Genomic DNA, 18,064 nt, shown 5'->3' with positions numbered 1-18,064 from the left:
CAGAGCGTCACCGCACGCTCGACGGGTGAAACCTCCACCCACTATCCGGCTCTGTTGATCTGCATGACATGATCAGTCGGTGGCCGCGCCGTGCTTTGCATTTCCGCCGTGCCTTCATTTGTCGGGACAGCCTTGCCCACCAGGAGCGGCAATCCTGGTGCCGTGCGCAGATCCCGTGATAAAACGCGATGACATCGATCAGCGGATTTCGCTGACCGTCGGTGTTGGTAGGAGATTCGGCTTTCATCGCCGTGCCGACCAGGTCACGAAGCTGGATGGCCCATCATATGGCTCGTGCTTGAGCGGATCGATGACGAAGCCATGTCGGCCGATAATATAGTCTGACGATGGAACCAGAAACCGTCGTTCATCGGTTCCGTCACGCTTGGCGCCTAGGGTCGCGATGCATTCGACGAAACCGGGCTTGTGATTGAAATTGAGTGCCGCGATGACAACCCAGTCGTTGCGATGTCGCCTCTCGAAATCCTGCCTGTCCCGGGCATGTGACTGGCCCTCTAGGAGAGTAACGCCCATTACGCGCTCGTAGGCATCAGGATAATAATCGCGAAGCGTCCGGTCGGCGCTACGCCGCTCAGAGGCGGTGAACAGGTGCGGGAATGCATGGGCGACCTTCGCCCATTCACAATCCTCCTCGTAAAATCCGGTGTCATTGCGATAGAGGGGATGGACGATGGCATTGGCATTCTCGTCGAGATGGAAACCGCCATGGCCGGCGGTCGAATGCAGAACGACCCAGACAGCATACTGCCGCGAGATCTGCGACACGCCCCAAGGGGTTCTCGCTCCAGCTCGTACCGTCGGCCGGGACAACGCCCGAAGTTCAGTCTCATGCGCCGCTTTTTTGGCAGTCATCTCATCATGGATTTCTGCCATGACAAACTCCTTCTGATTGCTCGAAACAAAGACGCCGCCGGCATGTGCCAGCGGCGTCGGTTCAGTTTCCTGTCGTTTGGCGTTATTCGGCGGCCTCGCGGAATTCCTCGCCGGTTTCGTCATCAGCGGCGGAATGGTCGCCAAGGTTACCATCGGAATGCTCCTCCTCCCGTCGGCCCGGCTGATCGGCGGCATCCTCCAATCCGCTGTCGACGCTGGTGTAGCGTCCGACCCACGACCGCACGTCCTCGGCTCGTGGCGCCAGGAGTGCTGCCGGATACACCAGCTTTCCCTCGACAAAATGCTCGACCAGAGCCGCACGGGTATCCTTCACCTTGATCCGGCCGGGCACGCCTGCTGTTTCGGCTGCAGCCTCCAGCGCATTGCGCGACAGGCATGAGAGGAAATCCTCGGTTGCCATGTTGGGCAGGAATTGATCAGCGCCGATGGCGTCGCCGGCGATGCGGGCGATAAAACCGCTATCGGAGCGATTGCGCCGAAGAGACAGGACTTCGATCAGAACCGAGCGCGCAGCCTGTATCAGCGTTTCGCGATCGAATGAGAGCCTACCGTCCTCGCCGATCAGGCGGGCAGCGTGCGGGCCGCATTTGGCGTGACCATAGGGATTGTCCGATGCGCCACTGGCAACCGTGACATTCATGCCGGTGAAGGCCAGAATCAGCAGAGCCATCAGCGTGTCATCCTCGATCGGCGCACGTGCAAGGGCCTCGTGTAGAGCATCGGTCCGCAGGTCGCCGATCATGTCGAGGCCCTTCTGAGTCACATCGGGCCGCACTTTCGGTGCCTCGACCTCTTCGACGAGGGTTTCGACACCATCGGCATCCTTGACCAGCTTCGGCTTCTTCACTTCAGGCATGCGATAGGCAACCGAATGCACCGAGCCATCGCGCGCGTTGATGTACCAGCCGGTCAGGTCACCCTTGCCCGGCTTGCCGTAGAGCTGTTGTGCCTTGGACGGTAGCTTTGCCTGGCCATATTCATTGGCCTCGATGATCGAGCCGCGCTTCGGCAGGTTGTTGGCCAACCACTCCTGTTGCGCCCCGAGAAACGCCTCGACGTCGGTGGTGTAGCGGCTGTCCTCGTCGGCCGGTGCAAACAGGTCCTCGACCCAGACGATGCCGTAAGCCTGTGCCAGATCGCCGCCGAAGCTCGCATGCTTGGCGAGCATCCGGGTTCTGGTGAGCGCCCGGGCAACCTCCCACCACGAGACCTGCGGGTCTTGCTTCCTAGGCTTGTACTTTTTCCACACCTCGGCCTGCTCATCCTGGCCGGCGGCCGCAATCGTACGCAGCTGCTGCTCGTTCGGCATGTCGCCACGCGCCATCTGGTCGAGCATAGATGGCAGGATGTTGGCGAGCAGCCGCAGCTTGCGGATCTGCCGGCTCGGGAGCGCCAGCGCCATGGCGATCGATTCCTCCGTCCATCCGAGAGCAACCAGACGCTCGATGGCGCGCCATTGGTCGACGGGGTTCAGTGGCTCACGGGCGATATTCTCGGCAAAGGACTGCATGGCGCCAAGATCGTCGGAGGGATCGGCAAGCAGGAGCGGGATTTCCTCGAGGTCCGCGGCGATGGCCTGCGTGGCGCGGCGATGACCGAAGACGATAATGTAGCTGTTGCCGCCCTCTGGATCGAGTTTGACCACGGGCGGTTGTACGACGCCGATGGCCCTGATCGATGCGCACAACAGCGCGTCGGACTGGGGTGAGGATTTAGACTGGCGGGACCGGTCGGGATTGTCCTTCAGGCTGCGCGGATCGGCTGTAATCAACTGCATGGGTGTAACCTTTCGGGTTTCGGGCGGACAGGCTGTCCATCCCTTCTCGTCTTCTTCTCGAAGACCTCTCCCGATACCCGCGGGACTGACCCGGCGGCTGCAATTGCGGCGGAGCATGCCTGGCACGCGGACAAGCAAGGCCCTTAAGCCTTGCGAAGGGCGCGGCCTGGTACTGCGACCGGCGCGATTGAGGAAACCGTCAGCCGATGGGCCGTCCTGCGACTAGTTTTTCGCAATTTTTTAAAGAGCCTTGATATAAACCCCTGTTCATTCCATTTTTTAATCCATTGTTTCTACTTATTTTTCTTCTAGTTTCGCTCCTCAAGTAATTATCTTTCCGACAAAAAGGGGATATAAAATCCGGCTCCTATAAACGGCCGAATTCGACGACCCGCAACCACCCGCCGGATAAAACCGTGATAAAACGCGGGCGAGCAACCACTCTCTGATACCACTGTTTTTGCTTCATAAATCGGATCTATCACAACCATAGAAGCTGCAAAGCATGACGAATCTGATATAAGGGGGATAAAAGGAGATCTTGAATGCCGATCCACAATCCTTGTGCCCTGCTTGACCGCTTGTTGCAGGAGCCGAATGAAAGCACATGGCTCGAATTCAAGGTCAACAACAAGGATCCGCGCGAGATCGGCGAATATATCTCGGCGCTTGCAAATGCGGCAATGCTGGCGGGTCGCGACAGGGCCTTCATGGTCTTCGGCGTTAGGGACGGAACAAGAGATCGCGTGGGCACCGATGTGCGCCTGCAGCAGCTCAAGAACGGCAACGAAGATTTCACCAACTGGCTAAGCCGCATGATCGAGCCGCGGATCATGCTGGACGTGCTCGATTTCGAATGTGGCGGATTGGCCTATTCCATCATCGCCGTCGAGCCATCCTATGAGCGACCGGTAAAGTTCAGCGGCTCGGAATTCATCCGTATTGGCGAAAACAAGAAGAAGCTTGCCGAGTTCCCCGAACACGAAAGGTCCCTGTGGATCGCGACAGGACGCAGGCGATTCGAAAGCGCGGTTGCTGTCTCGAACGCCACCACCGACGATGTGTTCGCCAAACTCGATCCGGACCCTCTTTTCCAACTGACCGGCGATCCCCGCCCGAACAACCCCGATGAGATCATTCGCAAGATGATTGAATACGGCTTCCTGCTCGACAATCTCGAAGGACGCTATGACATCACCAATCTCGGCGCGATCCTGCTTGCACGCGATGTCAAGATGTGTCCGTCGATCGCCGGCAAAGCTGTCCGCATCGTCAAATATGTCGGGCGAGACAAGTCAAAATCTGACTTCGAGCAGGAGGCCAAGGAAGGATACGCCGTTGGCTTCACCAGCATAATGAAATTCCTTATGGATCGGCTGCCGAAGGAAGAACGATACATCGGCGGCGTCCGGCGGATGGTGCCACATTTTCCCGAAACCGCGATCCGGGAAGTGATTGCGAATGCCTTGATCCACCAGGATTTCATCGTGGGCGGCGTCGGGCCGGTGGTCGAAATCTATGAGAACCGGATTGAAGTGACGAACCCCGGAAACTCACTGATCAGTACGGATCGGATCCTCGATGAAAGGCGATCGCGCAACGAGAAGCTCGCATCGACGATGCGCGCCTTCGGTCTTTGCGAAGAGCGCGGCGGCGGCCTGGACAAGACGCTGATCGAAATCGAGGCCGATCACCTGCCGGCGCCGGACTTCATCTCCTCGGAAAACTCCATGCGGGTGGTTCTGTTCGCACCGCGAGCGTTTGGCCAGATGTCAAAGGCCGAAAAGATGCGGGCCTGTTTTTTCCACTGCGTACTTCGCTGGTTGACGCACGACTATATGAGCAACGCTACCCTGCGGGAGCGCTTTTCGCTCGCGCCTGAGGAGTATCAGGCCGTCTCCGCCATTATTGCGGAATCCATCAAGCTCGGTCGGATCGCGCCGGCCGACCCCGATCAGGGAAAGAGAAATGCCCGCTACGTGCCATACTGGGCCGTCTGAAAACGAAAGGGCGCTTGACCCTTTCGGGGAGCCCCCTTTGCGACCTGGACAGCTACGCGCGACGATCGCCATCGCAGGGAACCATCGAAACGGGGATGACCGGTAGATGTGTATCTCAACCCGTTTCAAATGAGCGGAGAAGTTCCGCCATTCACGCCGCTTCCTGGCGATCTTCAGGCGGTTCATCGGCGGTCGCCGCTAGATCCCTTTCGATCTCGTCCAGTTGGCTCAGCTTGAGTTCGAGCTCGGCTTCCAAAGAGAAGCGTTCTCCGAGACGCGGCGTATATGAGGCGAGGCGGCGGTTCGCGTCGACTAGCCGAATGCGATGGTTCTCTCGTTCCTGTTCAAAACCGCCGAGCGCATGCTCGAGCCTGGAGATGGCACCGATCGGCGTCGTGGTCACGGCTAAGTCGATCTCGTAGTCGCCACCTGTGCGTTGAAGCAGCGTGTCGTAGCGGTAGCCATCCTTGCCGAACCTTTCGCCATCGTATGCGAGATCGAAGCCCCCGATCGTGGCGATGATGACCTCTTTTTCCTGCTGCAATTGAACCAGCGTCAGGATTTCCTTAATCAGCGCTCGACCGGCGAGCTTACGCTCGTCGAACTCGATCGTCCCGACCCGCATCACGAAGGCCTCCCCGTCGGTTGGCACGTGTCGTTCGATGTCCTTGCCTACATCCTCGATTCGGCGGCTGGAGAACTCGATATCCCGCTCGGCATCGCGGATCTGCCGCCGTATCGCATGCTGATCGTCAATATGCGCGGCACGCAGGCGATCGAGTCGGGCGATCTCAGCCTCGAGCCCCGCCTTCTGCATCAGGCGCTCGTCGCCTGACGCTATCGCCTTGGCCATCGCGAACTGGTTCGCCTGCCCCTCGCCCATATCCTCCAGCCGCCGGACGCTGGTGTCGCCTGACAGGGCGGCTGCGATGAACCGGGCCTTGCGCTCGTTGTTCTGCCACATGGTGGCATCGAGACTGCCAAGCGTCGCGTAAGCGAAGACATCGACCTCGTCATGCTGGTTACCCTGGCGGATAATCCGGCCTTCGCGCTGCTCGATCTGTGATGGCAACCATGGGACATCGAGGTGATGCAGGGCTTTGAGCCGCGCCTGGACATTGACGCCGGTGCCCATGGTCTCGGACGAGCCGATCAGCACGCGGACCTTGCCGGCATTGAAGTCATTGAACAGCCGCTGCTTTGCGTCCGATTTCTTGTAGTCCTGCATGAAGGCGATTTCCGAAGCCGGCACGCCCAAACGAACGAGTTCGTCGCGGATCCAGCGATAGGCGGAGAAGCCGCGCGTGGCTTCGACCGAGATGGTGCCGAGATCGGAGAAGATCAGCTGACCAGCGCCCGGCCGGTCGAATGGTTTTCCGTCCTTGCGGCGATACTCGGCCGCGCCCGTCTCGCTCCAGATCCGGAAGGCATTTTGGACAAGCGCGTTGAGCTTGTTGCTCTCCTCATTCTCGTTCGCAGGGTCGACCAACCGCAGATCGATCGCGGCATGGCGCCCGTCGGTGATCACCGAGAGCAGGATGTCGTCACCGGGCTTTGCCGGCCCCTCACGCGTCTCGATCGCCTTGATCCGGACGTCCAGACGCTTCTGATAGATCTTGAAGGCCGGCGTTGGCTCCGCGGTGACGATGTGGCGCTTGCCACCGGATATCTCGGGAACCTTCACATAGGTTCTCAGGTCGACCGGCAGCACGACGTCGGCAAACGACCGGAACATGGCAATCAGTTCCGGGACATTGACGAATTGCGAGAACCGCGTGACCGGCTTGTATTTGCCGGAGGGCTGCAGTTCGAGTTCGGTCGAGGTATCGCCGAAGGTCGAGGCCCAGGCGTCGAACTCGTGCAGACCACGCTCGGAAAGGGCCACTGCGCCCATGATGCGCTGCACGGAAAACATCTCGCCGAGTGTGTTGGTGATCGGCGTGCCCGAGGCCAGCACCAGTGCCCTGCCCGGGTTCTTCGTCTCGATGAAGCGGGATTTGACGAACAGGTCCCAGGCGCGCTGCGAGCCGTTCGGATCGACACCGCGCAGCGTCGACATATTGGTGGCAAAGGACAGCTTGCGGAATTCCTGCGCCTCATCGACGATGATCTGGTCGATCCCAAGCTCGGAGATGGTGAGCAGATCGTCCTTTCGCGTCGCCAGCGCTTCGAGCCGTTCCTTGTGGCCCTCCTTCATGCGCTCGATGCGCTTGCGCGACAGCCGGTCCTGGTTATCGACCTTGGTAAGCAGATCCTCGTAAAGCTCCAACTCGTCCTGGATCATCTGTGCCTCGAAGGAGGACGGCACGGAGATGAAACGGAAGGCCGAATGGGTGATGATGATCGCGTCCCAGTTGGCGGTGGCTGTCCGTGACAGGAAGCGATGGCGCTTTTCCCTGACGAAGTTCGTTTCGTCGGCGACCAGTATCCGGGCATTGGGATAAAGGGCGAGAAACTCGCGGGCGGCCTGCGCCAAGCAATGGCCGGGCACGACGAGCATCGCCTTGTTGATCAGCCCGAGCCGGCGCTGTTCCATGATGGCAGCGGCCATGGTCAGCGTTTTCCCAGCGCCGACGGCATGGGCCAGATAGGTGGCGCCGGCAGAAATGATCCTCCAGATGCCGCGCTTCTGGTGCCCATACAAAGAAAAGGCGCCAGAGGCGCCTGGAAGTTGGAGATGATCGCCATTGAAGGCTCGTGGCGCGATGTTGTTGAAGGTGTCGTTATAGACCCGCGCCAGGCGGTCGGTGCGATCCGGATCCGACCAGATCCAGGATTGGAAGGCGGTCTTGATCTTGGACAGCTTTTCCTTGGCGGCTTCCGTCTCCACCGTATTGAGCACCCGGCGCTCGGTTTCGCCATCCCGGACCGTGTCGAAGATTTGCGGCACGGAGGAGTTCAGGGCGTCGGACAGCAGCTGGCCGGCATGGCGGCGATGCGTACCCCACTCCGTGGTGCCGGCCGCCGACCACTCCAGCTGCCGGGCATTGACCGTCCATGTCGCCAGTTCCTGCAAATGGTGGATGGTAATGTCGGCCTCCATCGTCTGTTTGACGAAGGCGACGACATCGTCTGCCGGGATCCACGGCGCGCCAAGGCGGGCGGTGATGTCGGAGGGCCGAAGATCTGCCGGCTGGACATGCTCCAGAGCCGTCACGTTGCGGGCAAAGGCGGGATCCAGATCCGCCGCCGCGCGTGCGGTCAGCAGCTTCGACCGGATTGGACCGGACAGATAGGCATCGGCCATCTGCCAGGAGCCGTCGGATGGATCGCGGAAGATCGCCTCACCCAGTTCACTGATGACGTCATCGACGTCGCGGTGCAGCAGCTCGGCGATATGATCGGGATCGACGTGACCGCGTTCGTTCAAAACCACGGCGAGCGCATCGAGCGCCGAAGTGATCACTGGTGCCGGCGGCGGCGCGATGACGCGCTCGGTGAAGATCGGCCCAGGCTTGGCGGTGTTGGTCTCAAGATCGTAGTCCTCGATCGAGGCGACCAGCCAGCAATCGGGATCGTCGAGGAACGGCGCGAGGTTCGGTCGGCGATGGGTTTCCCTGATCTCACCGGTTTCCGGATCCTCCGATGTCGAGACGGAGGTGAAGTTAATCGGGCCGAACTTGCGCACGAAGCTCGACCAGGCGATGCGAAGCGCGACCTGCGCCTGGGTCCAGGGCTGATCGCGTTCCTGGAGTTTGAGGACCAGACGCAGGGCGTCGCGGATCGGGATGAGCTTTCGAATAATCAGGGCGTGTTTGGCGAAGATTCCGTCGGTGCTCTTGGCTTTGCGCACGTCGACCGGGACCGATGCACCATCCACCACCTGCATCAGCGCCGTCGCCTTGCCGATGAAATAGCTGCCTTCGCGAACCTTCGGATCGTCGGGCCGCTCTGCCATCGCATCTGCGACCTCATCCTCCAACTCGAAATCGATCGGGGTGAATTCGCTGTCAGTGATATCGGCCGGAAGCCGTTCTATCGATGCATTCAAAACGGTTTCGAGATCGCCGTTATTCGAAAGGCAGGTGTAGGTCCCCCCGAATGGTCCCGAGGTGATCGCATGGCGTCCGAGCACCATCTCCGGATGATCGGCAAACCATCGATTGATGCGGACAACCTCGCCGCTATCCCCTTCTGCCTCGACATCGGCCAGATCGAGCCAGCTCTTGTCTTCTGAGTGTTCGCCGGCGCGACGCTTGCGGAAGAAGAGGATATCGACGACGACATCCGTGCCAGCGTCTGCGCGAAAGCTGCCCTCGGGCAGGCGGATTGCTCCGACAAGATCGGCCATGCTGGCGACATATTCGCGGGCACGGGCATCTGCCTTATCCATCGTGCCGGACGAGGTGACGAAGGCGGCAAGCCCGCCGGGCTTCAGCCGGTCGATGGACTTGGCGATGAAATAGTCATGCAGCCGGAAGCCGAGAGAGCGGAAAGCCGGGTCGCTTCGCACTGTCCGATTCGAAAACGGCGGGTTGCCAATCGCCAGATCGAAATGCGCAGGCAACTCCGTCCGCGAGAAATCACTTGTAATGATCCTGGCCCGTGGTTGCAGCAACCGGACAATGCGGGCGGTGACCGGATCAAGTTCGACGCCGGTGACATGGCTGGTGCGGGAGAGCGCGTCCGGCATCAGTGCCGGAAACATGCCCGTGCCGATCCCCGGTTCCAGGATCCGTCCGCCCTTGAAGCCCATACGGATCAAGCCTGCCCAAATGGCGCGAACGATAAACTCCGGCGTGAAGTGGGCATATTGGGTGCAGCGCGCCAGAGACGCGTAATCAGCCGCAGCGACGGCGCTTTCAAGATTGCCGCCGAGATCCTCCCAGCCTTTGCGAAACGCCTCGTCGCCGGGACGCCGGAATATGCCGTTGGCCAGATCGGACGCGCCGAAGCCGGTAAAGCGGATCAGCTTGGCCTGCTGGTCAGGCCGGGCCGCCAGACCATGACGCTCGATCTCGTTTGCAAGCAGGATGGCGGCGATATTGTCTCGTGCCCGGTCGCGCCAGGATTTGGCGAGACCGCGTGAACCCTGCAGTCGGAAATCGACCTTCGCGCGCATCTGCGGTTTGGCCTCTGGGATCTTCAGAACAGGGACGGACGGCGCCGGCGTCGAGGGAGGTGGGTCATCGTCGAGATCGCTCCCGAAGTCTGCTGTGAAACCCGGCACACCGAGATCAAAACCGGATGCGAGTGCTGTTTTGCCAAACAGGTCGATGGTGAAGGGATCGTCATGGGCCATGAGGGAACTCCTGTGAGAAGGCGCGTCGAGGCACGCTCGCTGCGAGATCTGCCGCGAACGGGCGTTGAGGGCGGGATGGTGCGGATTGGGAGGTGAAGGCTGCCGTCAGGCAGCGATGGTTTCCGGCAGGAGACGGAACTGCACCGGCAGCTTGGCGGCAATCTCCTCGTCAGTCAGATCGTCAAGCAGCTTCCAGATCTTGCCTTGAGCTGAGGGATAAACGAGCACAATCTGGCGATTGTGGAGATCGGCTGGAAAACGCGCGTCGGCATAGCCACGAAAATCGGGACCAGTCGTGCTCCAGATATGATCGAGTTTTTCTTGGGTGCTCATGGCACGGACCGGACGGGATTCCCGGGCGATGATCTCGGACCGCATCCGGTCAGGCGACTGGCGATCGCTCAGATCGCAATAGGCGTGAAACCAGCGGGACCGATCGTCGATTGTGAGCGCAAAGAATACGCTGGTGATGCTGGCGGCCAGAAACTCGCGCATGGCGAACATGTCACCGCAATAGAAGAGCGGCGGTAGGATCTCGAACATGTGGTCATGGTCCGCTTCGGTGATCTCGAACCATTCACCGACATAGCGCTCACCGTTCATCCGATCATCGTCGAACGGCGACTGGCTGTGGCGATTGAACAGGGCGTACATTTCGTGGCGGCTAGCGACGCCTTCGAATACCTTGCGGATAGCTGGGGAAACAAACATCTGCGGCTCCTTTTGAGGGTTGCGGCTGAAGCGAAGCCTGTTCGACCTCTCCTTCAGTCCTTTGATCACCCCTCCTCAGCCGGCGCCTCGCGGGCAGCGGGTCAAGGGCCGCCGTCTGGCGGGCGAAGCTTCACCCTTGATGCGTTGTCCGCGTATGCGGCAGCTCGCCTCTCTCCCTCCTCTCTTTCAATTCCTCATTCCAATCCTCGCATCGCGGCCTTAGCCGTGAGAAATCGCAGCCGGTGCCATCCGCCATCTGCCGGATCCTGTCCGCGAACACCTCGCCCTGAACATTATTGTCCGTCGCGGCGACCATATGCGTCTCGCGTTGTGACGCCAGGAACTCCAGCGCCTGAGCGGTCAGAGGCGACCAGCCGCCGCCGGTGCTGACATAGAGACTGTCAGTCCTAATCCTCTCGATCGCAGCCAGGCTAAGCGCATCGATCGCTGCCTCAGTCACGCAGATCCGGCGAGCGCTCTCGCCCCCGAACCGGAACAGCGATTTTGCACCGCCTGTCGAAAATCCACGCCAGTCCGGTCCGCGCTCCTCCCAGCCGATGACGGCGCCAGCCTCATCGACATGCTTTGCCCACATGGAGCCGTAAGGCCCTTCCCTCAAGAGATCCGCTTCGATCGCCGCAGAGACAACCTGCCATGGCAACGCCCTGCCTTGTCGGAGATAAATCCACATCGCAGATGCCCGCCACGGCCGTCTTCGGTGATTCCAGCGGTCAGTGACCGAAGCCATTGTTTGCGTGTCACGGATAGGTTTTTCCCAAACCGGTGCAGTTGGCTGAAACGCGACCAGGTCGCCGACAGCCGCCAGGGCTTCTGCAAAACCGATCCCGTTCAGATAGCTTGCAAGCGCGAAGACGTCGCCCTTGGCATCTGAGCGGGCGTCGAACCATCCTCTGCCCTCATGAATCACGATGACGATGTCGTCGTCGCGTCGGAATTTGACCGCCCGGCGCGTGCTCTCTTTCACGTCGACGGTGAAGCCCTCATGCTCCAGGACAGCTGTGCAGCCCACGCGGACGCGCAGCTCCTTGATGTCCTTCTTTTCCATATTCTCTCCTTCAGTTTTCCTGACTATTCGGGCTGTCAGCGCCCAGGCCGCGAAGATGGAAGCGCGCAAGGGCGCGGTTCGCAATGTGCAGATCTGCGAGGAAAGCTCGCGGCGAAGCCTCCCTTGCGCGCGCATCAGCGCAAGCGGCACGCCTTCCCCCGAAGGGGTGATCGGCTCAATGAGCCGATCCATAGGCAAAGGGATCGTATTCGTTGATGATGGCGTCCTCATCGCCGTCATACTCAGCGGAAGGCATGACGCCGATCTCTCCATCGATTTCGAAGAGGGTGACCGGGACCATCAGGGTCCGGGCAAGATCGAATGCGTGGTTTTGTGCGAGGCTGAGATCCGACATGTGAGGCTCCATCCGTTGGCGAGGCCAATCCCCGCTCGATGGCACCCGTTCGATCCGGACCCGGCCGCGGTCACCTCGACGGCGGAGCCAGAGAGGCCGCAGTAGCTGCGAACCCCTTGCGGGTTGACCGTCCAAGGACGGGACTGGATTAGGGATGCCAGACAAGAGAGCGGGGTCGGAAACGCCAATGGTTGGAGCGTTCGTCGATCCGGTCCGAATTGCAGGCCAACCATCCGATCATTCGATCCGTCGGCGTACAACACCCCCGGATATCAATGGGGTGAGTTCTGCCTTCTGCATGACAGCGGATTGCCCGGTGATCCATGTGCGAACTCGTCGCACCGTCCTGATGGCAGCCGGAAACCATTCCGCTCGCCAAGGTTTGCCAGATCGCCAATTAAATCAAACATCCGTTGTGCCACTAGGCCTGAAACGAAAAAGCCTGCCGCGGGAGGAGGTGCGGCAGGCTTTTCGAAAAGAACCGAACAGCAGCTGGGAGGAGGAGTGCTGCTGTTCCCGCAGGCGACCTTGGGAGGAGGATAAGGGCGCCCGCATCATCGAAGCTCTGCGGGAGGAGGTGCATCACTTCGATGACAACCAGGATAGCCGTTCTCACCGCACATTAAATGGACTTTGCTGCAGTGCAGCCATGCGAAAGGTGCATGGAATAAATCTGGAGGGAGAAATCTCCAGCTTAGCACCTCTCGTCGGTCCAGACACAGAAACGCCCGCGTCATCAGCGGGCGTATTGTCATTCAGTATGTCTTGGAGATAGCCGTTTAGCGAGCGACCGATGCGCGGGCAACGCTGTGAATGTCGGCGCGATCGATGCCGAGGTCCTGCAGCTCACGCGAGCTCATGCGGCCGAGTTCGGTAACGGTCTGACGATACTTGCGCCAAGTGTTGAAAGAGCGTGCTACGTTCATGATGATCCCCTTTCGTGAGGTCTCTTGACGCCAGCAACCTTGTTGCGGTTCCAACGTCGTTTCGATGATTGAAATATAGGCCGTTGCCCGCCCCTCGATAAGGCACAAGGTCTCACGTCGGCCATGCGTTCAAAGCATGGGTCCAATCAGAAGATGGGCTGAAGGGGCTATCAGGCCCGGAACCGGTCGAAGGCGGTCAGGCGTTTGATGGGAGGATCGGCGTCTGGATAGCGGTAGATTTCGGCCCTGAGATAGCGGAGTTCATCATCGAACGCTTCTTCCCCAACCTCAATCCACCAGGATTTCGGACGACCGTCGCTTCCGTCGGACCAGCGATAGCCTCGCGTCTTCAGGTGGTCCTTCATGTCGAAGGGGCTGTTCTCCGCAAAGATCCGCACACGCGACCTCTGGCTTGCTTCATAGAGTTCGGCAAAAGCGGTGGAAGCCGATCCTTCCACCCCGCGAGCCAAGACCTCCAGAAGTGCAAAGCAATCATCGACAGCACGATGACCATCATGGAAGTAGCCCGCCTGCCCGATCAGGTAGCCGAGCTTGGTGCCTTCATATCCCCGCGACGACCAGTCGATCTCGGAGTTGGAGCAAGCCCAGGCCTTGCCGGCGAATAAAGGAGAGAATGCCTCGCAGAATGGCCGGTCGAAACCGGCATTGTGGGCGATCAGCAGATCGGCAGGCCCAATCAGCGCCCGCAACGCCGCCATGTCGATCGACTGCCCGGCGACCATATCATCGGTAATCCCGGTGAGCCTGGTGATCTCAGTGGGAATGGAAGCGCTTGGCTGCTGAAGTCCGCCATAGATGCCGGTCACGTCACCGATGCTTCCTATCGCATCGAAGGTAAAAGCGATCACGCCAATCTCGATGATCTCATCCCTGCGAGCATTGAGGCCCGTGGTCTCGGTGTCGAGAATGATGCCTTTGAGGGGGTATTCCGAGCGTGGCAATGGTGCGATTGCGCGCGGCGCGAGTTTCTGCAGGATCCGATATCGACCTGTCTCCGACAGATGTCGGACCATGTCCTCTTCGCTCATGGGAGTGACATGCTTGTCGGGTTTGGTGGATTTGGAGGTGCCACGCGTGACCACCTGGGCGCGCGGAGCCTGCTCCGAAAACATGTCGAACTGTTCTACCATTCCTGTTGCCAAAGCCCCGCCGCCAATGTGCCACCTTCAAAACACGGCACGATCGGCAGATCAACCTTGTTGATCGGGTGCGATTTCAGCCAACCTGGCGAGCAAGGTTCACAACCGTGCAGTTTCACGCGGTGACAGCTCTTGGGTCTTTGGGCAGTAGCGTCCAAAATAGGAAGGGCATACCAGCTGTAGCAGGAACTGCGAAAGCCGTTCGCCTCCCGCAAGACCGGTTAAATGGGTTGCCGCAGGAGATTTAGCATAGCGACGGCAACGCCGGAAACCGGGACCGACAGCCCCCGGCGCGCGGGGCCGCTAAATGTGAACGCCTTGAACGGAAACGAAACGCAGGCCCGGCTTTAGAGTATTAGGCCTTTGTCTAAGTACCTGATAAACGGTGAGCATGGGGTGTACGTCATCGCCGACCCGGGTAGCGAAATGCCGGCCATCATGAAGGAGAGCTTGCAATGGGTTGGAAAACGCCGAAGATTGAATACGTGAACGGTTATAAGATTGTTGAAGTCGACGGCCCCATCTTCAAAGTCTACGAGGGTGACCGTCAACTCGGGGAAGACTTCCCCTATTCCGGTGAAGCCGCATCTCACGCGAAATCTCTGCCGAGGCGGGACGCGTCACCGGGCTAAGCAGCAGAAAAGCGAAAAAATCACCAAGACGAGTCAGTGATAGCAAACCGCTCAAGCATTTTGCGGAGCTGCAAATTCTGCTGACGCAGCTGTTTCGCCAGGAGCAATTTCAAGCATCGATTTTCTTCCTCAAGCGAGATGAGCTCATCGGACGATACTTCGCTGTGATCGACGGGCGTCGGCGCGGTGGAAGCGTTGATCTCTCCGTCGACAGGACGTCCGCGCCTTGCGCCGCGACGCCGTTCCAACCCTCGTCTCGACAGTTGCGTTAGCGGGTCCACCTGCTTCTGCGATACGGCACTGAACGCTGAATCCTCACCTTGCTGCAGCGAGCGGGGTTGATCAGCCCCGATCAATGGAGCCTGAACCTGCTGCTCGTCGCCGACATCGATACCCGCAGGCTCTTCCTGCGGTTCTAGGTTCGACGTCCGATCCTCATCCTGGCTCAAAGCGTCCGCAACAATGTCATGCTTAAACAGAGGCGATGCTTCCGCTTCGCGAACGAGAGCCTTGAAATCCGTGTCGCCCCAGATCGATTTCGGCGGCACTTTTGACTGTCGACGTGTCGATTTGATTTCGACGACAAAACTTCGCTGCGGTGTCTTCATAGATCTAATCTCTGGATATTTTCAGGTGGGTTAAGAGGATTCGAAGCGCTTGAGCATTTTTCTGAGCTGGGCATTTTGCAAACGCAGCTTTTGAGCTAACTGGTCTTTCAGCTGTTTGATGTCGTCGTCCAGGCTCGCCGCCTCGTCAAAAAACGGGCTTCCAGACGCCGACGGAGATTGTCGAACCTCCCCACCGGCGACAACAGGGCTCTGCGCAATTGCGCTGACACGGCCTTTCCTTGCTACCTTCGAAGGTTTCCGCTGCGGCATGCCGAGTGGTTCATCGGCCCCGCTTGTCGGCGCCAACGCCTGCACGTCGACGACAGACTGTCCCCGACCATCATCCGCTCCGGCCTTTTGCTCTCCGGCTTCAGCCGTCACCGATGCCGGCGCTACGGTATCGACTGCGCTTGTGTTTACCGCCGTTATCTCAACCGCATCTTGAGATGGGCTTTCATCGTCGTGTTCCGGACCGGGTGCTGCTTCCGGTGAAGCCAACAACGGCGGGGGCGCTGGCTGCAATTTAGTTTCGACAGGCTTACGATCGCTGTCCCGCTCACTCGTTTGACCGGAATTCACGGACGGTCGTTGCCGTGACATCAATTGAGCAAGGAACTTCCATGGTGGTTTCATCGTGCTTCAGCCTCGATCAACGGGCATCGCGTCCATGCCACAGCTCCAAATCCGGGCTCGCGACGCAAGCCCAGTCTTTTCTGAACCGTCCAAGACCATACCGGTGAGGGTCGATAGCGCAACCGACCCGGTGCCTTGTAATGATCGACTAGATGCCAAGGCGCTTGCGCAGGTCAGCATTTTCCGCGCGCAACTTTTCGGCCAAGGCCTTGCGAAGCCGCTTGTTTTCTTCTTCAAGCTGAATGAGGTCTGCCATCTCGTCGGCAGCCGTGGCTGGCGCCATTACCGACGCTTCGATATGGCTAACTGCCTTGATCTTTCTAGTGCCCTTCATGCCGGTCTTTTTGATGATCTTCGCAGCGTCGGATGTTTCGACAACAGCGGGTGTCGCTTCGACTTGCACGCCGCGCTTCCTGCGAACCTTCGCTGCCTTCACAGCCGTGGACGACACGGACTGGGCCGCTTGAATCTCAGCTTTTGAGCGGCGCCGCGCGCGCTGCTTTTTAACGACCGGTGCTTCTGCCGGGGTCGGTGCCAAAACCGCGCTTGTCGCGCCTGTATCGTTCTCGTCAGCCATCAGTGATCTCCCTCTAAGGTGAGTTTCTTTTCAACCGCACAAAAGCTGGTGTCAACATGAACTGAATAGCCCCAAGATTTGTAGACACCTCTTCTTTCCTAAATCTTAGGCAAGAAGAGCTTTATGAGCACATCCAATTTCAGTGAAGAGTTTAAGCAGTTCCACGATGCTTGGGCGTTACGACGCCCGACCTATTTTGGTATCAAGGTTCATAACATTATGTGACCGTCATTTTCTATGCCACTTCTGCCTGAGGAGATTTATAGTTTCGAGGTTCTGATGTGGAAGATAAGTTGCGTCGTCCTGCTTGCCTACATCTGCATGGCAGGGCCTACGCTGTCGGCAGACCGTTCCGTGCACTTGACGGTGCCTAGCCCTGTCGGCAAAGACATCGCGGCCATGCCGCAGGTCATCGCGCCTGTCGACGATGCCGAACGTCGCATCAACACCGCATTGAAGCGCCTGGATCTCACAGTTCTTAAGGCATCCAAGGACTGCAAGGGTGGCGACTGGCAACGCTCGGTGGATGTTACCATGAGGGGGCCCGGGTTCCTCAGCCTAGTCATCACGGATTCGCTTAGTTGCGAAGGAAGCGCCCACCCGGACTCGGGCACAATGTCTATCGTCTACGACCTGACGACGGGGCAGCCCGTCGACTGGACGCATCTGCTTCCAGCTACCCTAACCGGCACGGTCGCGTTGGCGCAGCAGGCAGACGGCACCAAAGTCGTCACCCTGGCTTCCAAGCGGCTGTTCGATCTCTACATGGCTGGATACGGCGCTGGCGACACGCCGGATAGCGACCTTGACGATTGTAAGCAGGCTTTGCTGAGCGAGGCGGCAGACGGATCACCGGGCATGATGGTCTGGCTGGACGCAAAGGGCGGCGGGTTGGCGGTCCAGCTCGGGTTACCACACGTGATGACTGCCTGCGAGGAGCCGGTTATCATACCTGCAGCAGTGCTCAAGACAGAAGGTGCGCAGCCCGCACTGCTAAAGGCTTTCGCGGTGACCATCCCGGCGACGACACCCCTTGCGCAGGCCACACCCGCCCCCGCAGCGACAAAGTTGCCGCTGCGTCCCGGCTACTACGTGAACTCGGATGCGCCATGCGGAGAGGCAAACCAGGCGATCATCATCCAGTTCACCGGCACGGCGTTCGAGGAAGGCTCCGACCTTTGCGTGATCGACGGAGTGACGCACGACGGCACGTCCTACACGATGACGGAGAAATGTCAGGAGCAGACGAAGGGCAAGAAGCGCACGGCGAATGCCACTATCGTCGTCCCGGATTCCGATAGCTTTGTCACCCGGGTCGCAGACGGCACGACGCGCTACCGTTACTGCCCAACCTCCTCCTTGCCGGCGTCCTGGCAAAACTCGAAGGAAACCGTGCCAGACTTCCCGGCCCTCGGCCAAGGCGGCTGACTAGAGAAGGCACTGTAACGTTACCTGAGCAGCG

The 18,064-nt window shown here is 59.5% G+C and carries 14 protein-coding genes; 3 read left to right on the top strand and 11 right to left on the bottom strand.

What is annotated here, in order from left to right:
* Nucleotides 1-243 precede the first annotated feature (243 nt).
* Together J3R84_RS38015 and J3R84_RS38010 are read right to left on the bottom strand one after the other, a co-directional pair.
* Nucleotides 244-894, bottom strand: a complete 651-nt coding sequence (locus J3R84_RS38015) for a DUF7007 domain-containing protein (RefSeq protein WP_203529572.1) — start codon at nucleotides 892-894, stop codon at nucleotides 244-246.
* 82 nt (nucleotides 895-976) lie between these two features.
* Nucleotides 977-2,692 (bottom strand): ParB/RepB/Spo0J family partition protein, encoded by a 1,716-nt coding sequence (locus J3R84_RS38010; RefSeq protein WP_203529574.1) that lies wholly within the window; start codon nucleotides 2,690-2,692, stop codon nucleotides 977-979.
* Nucleotides 2,693-3,237: 545 nt separating this feature from the next.
* On the opposite strand from J3R84_RS38010, the gene J3R84_RS38005 reads away from it, so the two are divergent.
* Complete coding sequence (locus tag J3R84_RS38005; protein ID WP_203529576.1) at nucleotides 3,238-4,692, top strand: ATP-binding protein; 1,455 nt, start codon at nucleotides 3,238-3,240, stop codon at nucleotides 4,690-4,692.
* A gap of 151 nt (nucleotides 4,693-4,843) precedes the next feature.
* Here J3R84_RS38005 and J3R84_RS38000 read toward each other — a convergent pair whose 3' ends face one another.
* The 6 genes from J3R84_RS38000 to J3R84_RS37975 all read right to left on the bottom strand — a co-directional run bounded on the left by J3R84_RS38000 (nucleotide 4,844) and on the right by J3R84_RS37975 (nucleotide 14,143).
* Nucleotides 4,844-9,934 (bottom strand): helicase-like domain-containing protein, encoded by a 5,091-nt coding sequence (locus tag J3R84_RS38000; protein ID WP_203529578.1) that lies wholly within the window; start codon nucleotides 9,932-9,934, stop codon nucleotides 4,844-4,846.
* Between the two features lie 105 nt (nucleotides 9,935-10,039).
* Nucleotides 10,040-10,645, bottom strand: coding sequence for a DUF1419 domain-containing protein (locus J3R84_RS37995; RefSeq protein ID WP_203529580.1), 606 nt, complete (start codon nucleotides 10,643-10,645; stop codon nucleotides 10,040-10,042).
* A gap of 130 nt (nucleotides 10,646-10,775) precedes the next feature.
* Nucleotides 10,776-11,711, bottom strand: coding sequence for a DUF3991 and toprim domain-containing protein (locus tag J3R84_RS37990; RefSeq protein ID WP_203529595.1), 936 nt, complete (start codon nucleotides 11,709-11,711; stop codon nucleotides 10,776-10,778).
* Between the two features lie 175 nt (nucleotides 11,712-11,886).
* Nucleotides 11,887-12,066, bottom strand: a complete 180-nt coding sequence (locus J3R84_RS37985) for a hypothetical protein (RefSeq protein ID WP_113552888.1) — start codon at nucleotides 12,064-12,066, stop codon at nucleotides 11,887-11,889.
* Nucleotides 12,067-12,845: 779 nt separating this feature from the next.
* Nucleotides 12,846-12,992, bottom strand: coding sequence for a DUF1127 domain-containing protein (locus J3R84_RS37980; protein WP_164049362.1), 147 nt, complete (start codon nucleotides 12,990-12,992; stop codon nucleotides 12,846-12,848).
* Between the two features lie 170 nt (nucleotides 12,993-13,162).
* Nucleotides 13,163-14,143 (bottom strand): 3'-5' exonuclease, encoded by a 981-nt coding sequence (locus tag J3R84_RS37975; RefSeq protein ID WP_203529582.1) that lies wholly within the window; start codon nucleotides 14,141-14,143, stop codon nucleotides 13,163-13,165.
* A 464-nt stretch (nucleotides 14,144-14,607) separates the two neighbouring features.
* Between J3R84_RS37975 and J3R84_RS37970 the strand changes: the two genes are divergently transcribed.
* On the top strand, nucleotides 14,608-14,784 hold the full coding sequence (locus J3R84_RS37970; protein ID WP_174014689.1) for a hypothetical protein: 177 nt from the start codon (nucleotides 14,608-14,610) through the stop codon (nucleotides 14,782-14,784).
* Between the two features lie 20 nt (nucleotides 14,785-14,804).
* Here the strand turns inward: J3R84_RS37970 and J3R84_RS37965 are convergent, their stop codons facing one another.
* The 3 genes from J3R84_RS37965 to J3R84_RS37955 all read right to left on the bottom strand — a co-directional run bounded on the left by J3R84_RS37965 (nucleotide 14,805) and on the right by J3R84_RS37955 (nucleotide 16,602).
* On the bottom strand, nucleotides 14,805-15,392 hold the full coding sequence (locus tag J3R84_RS37965; RefSeq protein WP_203529584.1) for a hypothetical protein: 588 nt from the start codon (nucleotides 15,390-15,392) through the stop codon (nucleotides 14,805-14,807).
* A 30-nt stretch (nucleotides 15,393-15,422) separates the two neighbouring features.
* On the bottom strand, nucleotides 15,423-16,025 hold the full coding sequence (locus J3R84_RS37960) for a hypothetical protein (RefSeq protein ID WP_203529586.1): 603 nt from the start codon (nucleotides 16,023-16,025) through the stop codon (nucleotides 15,423-15,425).
* Nucleotides 16,026-16,173: 148 nt separating this feature from the next.
* Complete coding sequence (locus J3R84_RS37955) at nucleotides 16,174-16,602, bottom strand: SyrB-like regulator (RefSeq protein ID WP_203529587.1); 429 nt, start codon at nucleotides 16,600-16,602, stop codon at nucleotides 16,174-16,176.
* Nucleotides 16,603-16,881: 279 nt separating this feature from the next.
* On the opposite strand from J3R84_RS37955, the gene J3R84_RS37950 reads away from it, so the two are divergent.
* Nucleotides 16,882-18,030 (top strand): hypothetical protein, encoded by a 1,149-nt coding sequence (locus J3R84_RS37950; RefSeq protein WP_203529589.1) that lies wholly within the window; start codon nucleotides 16,882-16,884, stop codon nucleotides 18,028-18,030.
* Nucleotides 18,031-18,064: the final 34 nt, after the last annotated feature.

Source organism: Ensifer canadensis (assembly GCF_017488845.2).
GTDB classification, from domain to species: Bacteria; Pseudomonadota; Alphaproteobacteria; order Rhizobiales; family Rhizobiaceae; genus Ensifer; species Ensifer canadensis.
Note: the sequence above shows the minus strand (reverse complement) of the source record. Positions and strands in the feature narration are given on the sequence as shown.